Below are 7,897 nucleotides of genomic sequence, written 5' to 3' on the forward strand. Positions count from 1 at the left end.
GGCCCCTATTTCCCGTAATACTCCCGGAACCACGCCACGAACCGCGCAATCCCTTCGCGCACATCCGTTTCGGGGCGATAGCCCGTCAGGCTCTGCAGCAGGCTCGCATCGGCCCAGGTGGCCGGCACGTCGCCCTTCTGCATCTCCATCAGGTTGCGCTGCGCCTTTTTCCCCAGCGCCTCCTCGATCGCGTTGACGAAATCCAGCAGGCGCACGGTCTGCGAATTGCCGATATTGACCACCCGGTAGGGCGCCACCGGCGACAGGCTGTCCCCCTCGGCAATATCCTCGGGCCGCTCGGGCCGCACCGGCGCCGCGTCGATCAGCAGGCGGATCCCCCGCACGAGGTCGTCGACATAGGTGAAATCCCGGAACATCTCGCCGTGGTTGTAGACGTCGATCGGCCGATCCTCGAGGATCGCGTCGACGAACTTGTACAGCGCCATGTCCGGCCGCCCCCACGGCCCGTACACCGTGAAGAACCGGAACATCGTCGTCGGCAGGTTCCACAGATGCGCATAGGAATGGCCCATCGCCTCGCAGGCCTTCTTGGTGGCCGCGTAGATCGTCATCTGCATGTCGGCCTTCTGCGTCTCGCGATAGGGCATCTCCGTCTCGGCCCCGTAGACCGAGCTGGTCGAGGCCATCAGCAGGTGCCTGACCTCGTGCCGCCGGGCCACCTCCATCACGTTGAAGGTGCCCACCACGTTCGCATCGATATAGGCCCGCGGCGCCTCGAGGCTGTAACGCACCCCGGCCTGGGCCGCGAGGTGGACGATCACGTCCGGCCGAAACGCATCCGCCGCGGCATCCAGCGCTTCGGCATCCTCCAGCATCGCCTCGGTCGCCGCAAAACCCAGTTTCTGGCGCAGCATCTGGTGGCGGCGCTGCTTCAGGCTGACGTCGTAGTAATCCGTCATCCCGTCGAAGCCATGCACCTCGATCCCCTCGTCCAGCAAAAGGCTGGCCAGATGATAGCCGATGAACCCCGCCGTGCCGGTGATGAAAACCCGTGTCATGCCCGCTCCCGCCCCGATTATTCTTGACCGGAATCGTTAGCCTGTGGGCCCGCACCACACAAGCATTGCAGGCCGCTTGAGGGGTCAGTTCGCCCCACCGGCCCCCATCTGCCCCAGTTCGGGCGTATATTGCCTGTAGGTGCCCCGCCCTGCCGCCTTGGCGGCATAAAGCGCGGTGTCGGCATCATGCATCATCCGCACCGGGTCGGGCGGGTCGTACATGCGGCTCAGGCTCGCCCCGATGCTGACTGACACGCTCAGCCGCCGCTCGCCGAACGGAATCGGCCGCGATAGCTCGCGGATCAGGCGGCGCGCCAGGTCGGCCACCGCATCGACCCGGGTCTGCTCGGGCAGCACCAGCAGGAACTCGTCCCCGCCGATGCGGATCAGCGTGTCCCGGTCGCGGGTGCTTCCGGTCAGGCGGCAGGCCACGGCCTGCAGCACGGCATCGCCGGCCGCATGGCCATAGGTGTCGTTCACATGCTTGAAGTGGTCGAGGTCGAGATGCATCAGCGCGAAATCCGTGGTCGTCTCCACCAGGCGCGACATCACCGGCTCCAGCGCGCGGCGATTGCGCAGTCCGGTCAGCTTGTCGGTGACCGACGCTTCCAGCGCCTCGATCCGCGCGCCGTCCAGCCGCGTGTTCAGCCGGCGCAGCTCTTCCATCGCGGCCGACTTGGCCTCGACCAGGTACAGCATCTCGATGGCCAGGTCCGTGGCCGCGAAATCGGCGCTGGTCAGCGCGTAATCGCGGACCGCGTCGACGATGGAAATGCCGAAGGACAGGTTCAGCACCGCGCCCGGCCCCTCTGCCCCCGCCGCGGCCGGCAGCGGCACGAGGACGCCCTTGAGTTCGGTCCGCGGCGGCGTGCGCAGCGCGAAATGCAGCTTTCGCCCCGCCAGCGCCAGCAGTGCCTCCATCCGGTCCGAGGCGCGCGGACGGCGCAGGTCGAGCAGGTCCGTCAGGCGCGTCCCGTCCGGCACGCCGCCGGGGGCAAGCTTGCGCATCGCCGGGCCGGCATGGCGGATATGGCCTGTCCCGTCGAGCAGGATGTGCATCGGGCACAGCGTGTCGAGCACCGACCCCAGCCGCTCGGCATCGAGCCCCGCAACACTCATGGCACCGGCGCCCCGAGGTCGAACGCCCTGCCCTCGGCAAACGCGGTCTCCAGCAGCATGATCGCGATGATCTCCCGCCCGGGGCTCGCCCCCATGTGTTCCAGCACCACGAGCGCCCCGTAATCATCGGCCATCGCCCGCAACAGCCCGACCATGACATGCCCGAACCACGGCTTCGCCCCTTCCGTGCGGACGACGAAACTGAACGACCGCGGCCCGTGCTCGCGCAGTTCCATCTGCGGCAACTCCAGCTCGGGCACCGCCAGCCTGACCCGCGCGGGCAGATCGTCCAGCGAATACAGGAAATCGACGAACTCGGTTCCCCCGAACCGCAGCAGCCGCCGCAGCGCCTCGGTCGAGGGCGAGGAGACGAGGAAGGTGCCGATATCCTCCAGCACCTCGCCCCGCGCCTTGCCCAGCGCCTGCGCCAACCCGTCGAGCATCGCCTCGGTCACGCCGGGATCATAGCTCTGCATCGCCTCGAACCGCCGCACCGGCAGGCCCTGCCCGCGGCACACCCGTTCCCAGAACCTGTCGCCGTATGTCGCCCGCCCGAAGCGTTCGATGGCCTGGTTGATCAGCCCGTGCATCATGTGCCTCCAAAACGGAGGTATATGTGACAGGCCGGCGTTAAAGAAGTGTCAATAAATGCAAGTTTCGACATTCCGCGCCGGCCGGCACGGCCGCCCCGAAGGGCCGGCCGAACCGTGGTTTCAGAAATCCGTCGGCGCGCCACCCTCGGCCTTGCGGCGTTCCACGAAGGCGGCCAGCTCCTCGCGGATTGCCTCGTCCATCGCCGGCGCCTCGAAGCTGGCGATGATGTCGCGATACACCTGGTGCGCCCGTTCCGCCGTCCATGACCGGCCCGCGGCCTCCCACGCCTCGTAGTTGCGCCAATCGCTCAGGAAGGGCTGGTAAAAGGCCGTGGTGTACCGGTCCTGCGTGTGCTGGATGCCGAAGAAATGACCCTGGTTACCCACTTCGCGCACCGCGTCGAAGGCAATCTCGTCGGGCCCGGTTTTGGTCAGCATCGGGTCCATGTAGCGCTGGATCTGCTGCAGGATCTCGCAATCCATGACGAATTTCTCGGGGCTCGCGATCAGCCCGCCCTCCAGCCAGCCGGCCGCGTGATAGATCATGTGCGCCCCGGCCTGCACGCCCGACCACAGGCTGTTCGAGGTTTCCCACATCGCCTGCCCGTCCGGCACGTTCGCGGCGCAGACACCGCTGGCCCGCATCGGCAGCTTGTAGAACCGCGCCAGCTGGCCGGTCATCTGCGTCGCTCGCATGTATTCCGGCGTGCCGAAGGCCGGCGCGCCCGATTTCATGTCGACGTTGGAGGTGAACGTGCCGATGGCACAGCACGCGCCCGGCCGGATCAACTGTGCCAGCACCACGGCGCACAGCCCCTCGGCCAGCGACTGCGCCACCGCGCCCGACATGGTCACCGGCGCCATGGCGCCCGCCAGCGTGAACGGCGTCACCACCAGCCCCTGGTTGCGCCGGGCGATCCGCATCCAGCCATCCAGCATCGGGTAGTCATGCTTGAGCGGCGAGGTCGAGTTGATGTTGGTGTACATGTGCGGGCTGGCTTCGAACTCGTCGCTGGTCAGCCCGCCGGCGATCCGCACCATCTCCATCACGTCCTCGACCCGCTCCTTGCCCAGGCAATAGGCATGCGCCACCTTGTCGGTCAGCGTCAGCTTGTCATAAAGCACGTCGAGATGGCGGATCGAGGGGTGCACGTCCTGCGGCTCCACCGGGTAGCCGCCGACGAAATGGATGCAGTTGAAATACTGGCTCAGCTTCAGCAGGTTCGCGCACATCTCGCGCGTGCCGGTCACCTTCCGCCCGATATTCATGTCCCAGTAGCTCGGCGGTGACGAGACGTTGCCGAAATTCAGGTGCTGCCCGCCGATGGTCAGCATCCGGTCGGGGTTGCGCGGGGTGATCGTCCACTGCTCGGGTGCCTTGGCGATCATCTCCATGACGAAATCGCGGCCCATCCGCACGTTCTCGCTATTCACGGTGCAGCCGCCCGAGGCTTTAAGGATTTCTAAAGCCTCCGGGTTCAGGAACTCGATGCCGATCTCCTCGAGGATCCGCATCGCCCCGTCGTGAATCGCCTGCACGCCGGCCTCGTCCAAAGGCTCGACCGGTTTATCAATGTTAACCGGCGGAACCCAGGGCATCTGGTCGATGACCGCGGTGCCGCGGCGCTCTGCATTGCCCGCGCGGCCGCCGCCGCGCTTCCTGCGTTTGGCTTCAACTGCCATGGGAGACTCCTGTTTGCACTGTCCGGTATGACAGCATTGCTCACAGGTGCGAAAATGCCAGTTAGCGACACGACGTGTCGTTTTTGTTCTAACCGTGCGCCTGTTTTGGCCGAAGCCCCCGTCCGGTGACGATCAGGTAGATCGCCAGGCTCACAACCACGACGGCGCCACCGATGGCCATGGTCACCGTCGGCCGCTCGCCCACGCCGATCCACACCCAGACCGGGGCCAGAACCGTCTCCAGCAACATCAGCAGGCTCACGTTCGCCGCCTGCGTATGGCGCGACGCCAGCGACAGGGTGAAAAACGACACCGGCAGGATCACCGCCCCCGTCACCACCATGGCCCATGGCCGGCCCTCGGTCATTTCCCCGAGCCCGGTGATGGTCAGGCCCGTCAGCCCGGCCATCCACGCCCCCACCCCGATCACCAGCATGATCGGCAGGCCCGGCCGTGCCCGCAGGATGGTGAAGTTCAGCGCCAGCATCAGCGCCACGGCCAGCCCGAACCCCGCCCCGGCCAATGCCCGCAGGTTCAGCGTCACCGCCTCGCCGTCGCCGCCCGAGACGGCGATGGCGATCCCCGCCATCACCGCGGCCATCGCCACCCAGGTCGCCAAGCGCGTCGGCTCTGACAGGATCACCCGGCTCAGCAGGGCCGAGCAGACCGGCACCGCCGCCACCCCGATCAGCACCACCGCCGCCGGGGCCGAGGCGATGCCGAGACAGAAGAAGACCGAGTTGAGAAGCTGGCAGCCCATGATCGCCACGCCCGGCCCGGTGGCCAGCTGGCGGATATCACCCCGACGGTCGCCGCTCAGCACCGCCCAGCCCAGCACCATGACCGAGCCCATCAGCATCCCCCGCCACGCGACCATCTGGAACCCGTCCATCCCCGACAGCCGCATGAACAGCGCATCCGGCGTCAGGAACAGCGCCCCGGCCGTCGCCAGCAGGATACCGTAAAGCGGATGCCGGCTCATGCCGCCAGCCAGGCCGGGATCTCTCCGATATGCGCCAGCACGTGATCGGCGAAAGGGCTCAGCTCCGCCGCGCCCGCGGCCCCCGTGAGCACCGCCAGCGTCTGCATCCCCGCGGCCCGCCCGGCCACAAGGTCATGGGTGCTGTCCCCCACCATCGCCACCCGTCCGGGCGACAGCCCATGGGCGTTCGCAAAGGCCAGCAGCGGACCGGGATCGGGCTTGGCGCCAAAGCCGGAATCGAACCCGGCCACGAAATCGAACAGCCCGGCGACCCCGGCGGTGCTCAGGTGGGCATGGGCCACGGCCTCGCTGTCATTGGTCATCACGCCAAGCTTCAGCCCCTGGCCGCGAAAACCCTCGAGCAGCGGCGCCAGCGGCACCGACGGCATCAGCGGCGCCTCGGCGGCCATCGTCATCAGCAGGGCCTCGATGGCGGGAATATCCTGCCGGCCGAGCCCCCGGGCGACACATTCCGCCGCCTCGCGGTTGGTGCCGGCGATGATCGGGCTGGACGGGCGGAACCGCATGGCGCCCAGGTCATAATCCATCGCGTCCGCCAGGGCTGCACGCCGGGCGGCGTCGCCCTCGGCCAGGTGCTCGATCACGGCGCCGGCCCAGGTGCTCCAGGTGGCGTGGAAATCGAACAGCGTGCCGTCCTTGTCGAAGAGCAGCCCGTCAAGCTTCGTAACCGGTTTGTTCACGTTCCGCCCTTACGTCCAGTGTATCTGCGCCCCGCCGGGAAGCGCGGCACGCGCGGCCATCGGTGCGCTGTTGGCCAGGCCGGTCTCGGCACAGAACGCCAGCACCCAGGCGTCGTCCATCAGGATGAAATCCAGTACGGAGCCAAGGAATTCAGGGTCTTGAGCACCGGCGCGCAGGTCGGCCTCCGACGCGCCGCGGGCGCCGAGGAAGATCGGCAGCAACTCGTCATTCCCGGCCAGCCAGGCCAGACCTTTCAGCGCGATCGCTTCGGCGGCATCCTGCTCAAGGTTCAATTGCGTTAATTCCCGGAAAGGTTTTCTTAACTTCTGCCATGGATAGTCCAGATGACGGAAAGAACAAGTCTGAAGGTCTTTCGTTGATGACAGGAAAAATTCTGATTGTCGACGCTCTGGCTACCAACCGGATCGTGCTCAAGGTAACGCTGGCGGCGGCCTTCTATCGCGTGATCCAGGCCGGCAGCGGACAGGACGCGCTGGAAATGGCCCGCCGCACCCGTCCCGACGTGGTGATCGCGGGCGATTTGCCCGACATGCCGCTCGCCGACTTCGCCACCGCCCTTCAGCCGGCCACCGGGGCGCCCGCGCCGCCCATCGTCGCCCTTCTGCCCGACGATGACGGCGACCGCCGCGTCGGCGCGCTGCGGGCCGGCGCGACGGATGTCGTCTCCAAACCCTTCGACGAAATCGTGCTGCTCGCCCGGCTCCGCTCGATCATGCGGCACAGGCAGATCGACAGCGACCTCGGCATGCCGCCCGATACCGCCGACGCCCTCGGCTTTGCCGAGGATCCGGCGGCGTTCCGGAAACGGCAGAAGTTGGCGATCCTCGCCGCCACTCGCCCCGAGGCCGAACAGCTCAAATCGCGCCTTGCCCTGGGCACCTGCGACGATGTCATAGCCCTCGGGCTTGACGAGCCGGGCACGGCAAAGGCGCTCAGGCGCAAGCCCGACGCCATCGTCCTGCATGTGGGTCCGAGGAACACGCGGCCCGGGCTGAGCCTTCTGGCCGAATTGCAGGCCGCGCCAAGCACGCGGCGGGCCCGCGTCCTTGCCCTGCTCGATCCCGAGGTCATGCACCTCACCGCGCCAATCCTCGACATGGGCGCCCATGACGCGCTGCCCGACACGACCGATGAACGGGAAATGGCCCTCCGCCTCTCGTTCCAGCTCTCTCAGAAATCGCGCGGCGACGCGCTGCGCGGCAAGCTTGAAGACGGGCTGCAGGCCGCCCTGATGGATCCGCTGACCGGCCTCTACAACCGCCGCTACGCGCTCAGCTTCGTCAAACGGATGCTGGCCACGGCACAGCAGACCGGGCGAACCTGCGCCGTGCTCGTCGCCGATCTCGACCATTTCAAGTCGGTCAATGACACCTACGGCCATGCGGCGGGCGATACCGTGCTGGCGCAGGTCTCGGCGCACATGCGCGCCGCCCTGCCCGCCGACAGCATGATCGCCCGCATCGGCGGAGAGGAGTTCCTGATCGCCGTGCCCGGCACCTCGCTTTGCGAAATCCGTGACCTCGCCAACAACCTGCGCCGCGTCGTGCGCGACAATCCGGTCCCGCTTTCCGGGGCCGGGCCGGTGCGGGTGACCGTCAGCATCGGCGCCGCTCTGGCAACGCCCCGGCCCGCCGGGGCCTGTACGGATGTCGCCAAGCTGGTGGCCGAGGCCGACAAGGCGCTCTACGGCTCAAAATCAGGCGGGCGCGACACCGTCACCGTCTGCCGTCGCCCCGCCGCCTGAGGACGGCTCAATCCCGCTTGTGGCGCCGCTCCCG

General features: G+C 67.5%; 8 protein-coding genes. 1 reads left to right on the forward strand and 7 read right to left on the reverse strand.

Annotation, left to right across the window (positions count from 1 at the left end):
* Positions 1-5: 5 nt before the first annotated feature.
* The 7 genes from ACO07J_RS13425 to ACO07J_RS13455 form a co-directional block, all read right to left on the reverse strand.
* The gene (locus tag ACO07J_RS13425; protein ID WP_422029669.1) at positions 6-1,019 is read right to left on the reverse strand and encodes an NAD-dependent epimerase/dehydratase family protein; all 1,014 of its coding nucleotides are present in this window, start codon (positions 1,017-1,019) and stop codon (positions 6-8) included.
* Between the two features lie 84 nt (positions 1,020-1,103).
* Positions 1,104-2,138 carry a diguanylate cyclase domain-containing protein gene (locus ACO07J_RS13430; protein ID WP_422029671.1) on the reverse strand — a complete coding sequence of 345 codons (1,035 nt, stop codon included), beginning with the start codon at positions 2,136-2,138 and terminating at the stop codon, positions 1,104-1,106.
* The gene (locus ACO07J_RS13435; protein WP_422029673.1) at positions 2,135-2,728 is read right to left on the reverse strand and encodes a heme NO-binding domain-containing protein; all 594 of its coding nucleotides are present in this window, start codon (positions 2,726-2,728) and stop codon (positions 2,135-2,137) included. The genes ACO07J_RS13430 and ACO07J_RS13435 overlap by 4 nt, the downstream gene beginning before the upstream one ends.
* Before the next feature lie 123 nt (positions 2,729-2,851).
* The gene (locus ACO07J_RS13440) at positions 2,852-4,414 is read right to left on the reverse strand and encodes a trimethylamine methyltransferase family protein (protein ID WP_422029675.1); all 1,563 of its coding nucleotides are present in this window, start codon (positions 4,412-4,414) and stop codon (positions 2,852-2,854) included.
* Between the two features lie 88 nt (positions 4,415-4,502).
* Entirely contained in the window at positions 4,503-5,396 is an 894-nt protein-coding gene (locus ACO07J_RS13445; protein ID WP_422029677.1) for a DMT family transporter, read from the reverse strand.
* Complete coding sequence (locus tag ACO07J_RS13450; protein WP_422029679.1) at positions 5,393-6,097, reverse strand: HAD family hydrolase; 705 nt, start codon at positions 6,095-6,097, stop codon at positions 5,393-5,395. Before ACO07J_RS13450 ends, ACO07J_RS13445 begins: the two co-directional genes overlap by 4 nt.
* A gap of 9 nt (positions 6,098-6,106) precedes the next feature.
* The gene (locus ACO07J_RS13455; protein ID WP_422029681.1) at positions 6,107-6,391 is read right to left on the reverse strand and encodes a DUF3572 domain-containing protein; all 285 of its coding nucleotides are present in this window, start codon (positions 6,389-6,391) and stop codon (positions 6,107-6,109) included.
* A gap of 86 nt (positions 6,392-6,477) precedes the next feature.
* On the opposite strand from ACO07J_RS13455, the gene ACO07J_RS13460 reads away from it, so the two are divergent.
* The gene (locus ACO07J_RS13460) at positions 6,478-7,863 is read left to right on the forward strand and encodes a diguanylate cyclase (RefSeq protein ID WP_422029683.1); all 1,386 of its coding nucleotides are present in this window, start codon (positions 6,478-6,480) and stop codon (positions 7,861-7,863) included.
* Positions 7,864-7,897: the final 34 nt, after the last annotated feature.

The organism is Roseovarius sp. (genome assembly GCF_965228755.1).
Lineage (GTDB): Bacteria > Pseudomonadota > Alphaproteobacteria > Rhodobacterales > Rhodobacteraceae > Roseovarius.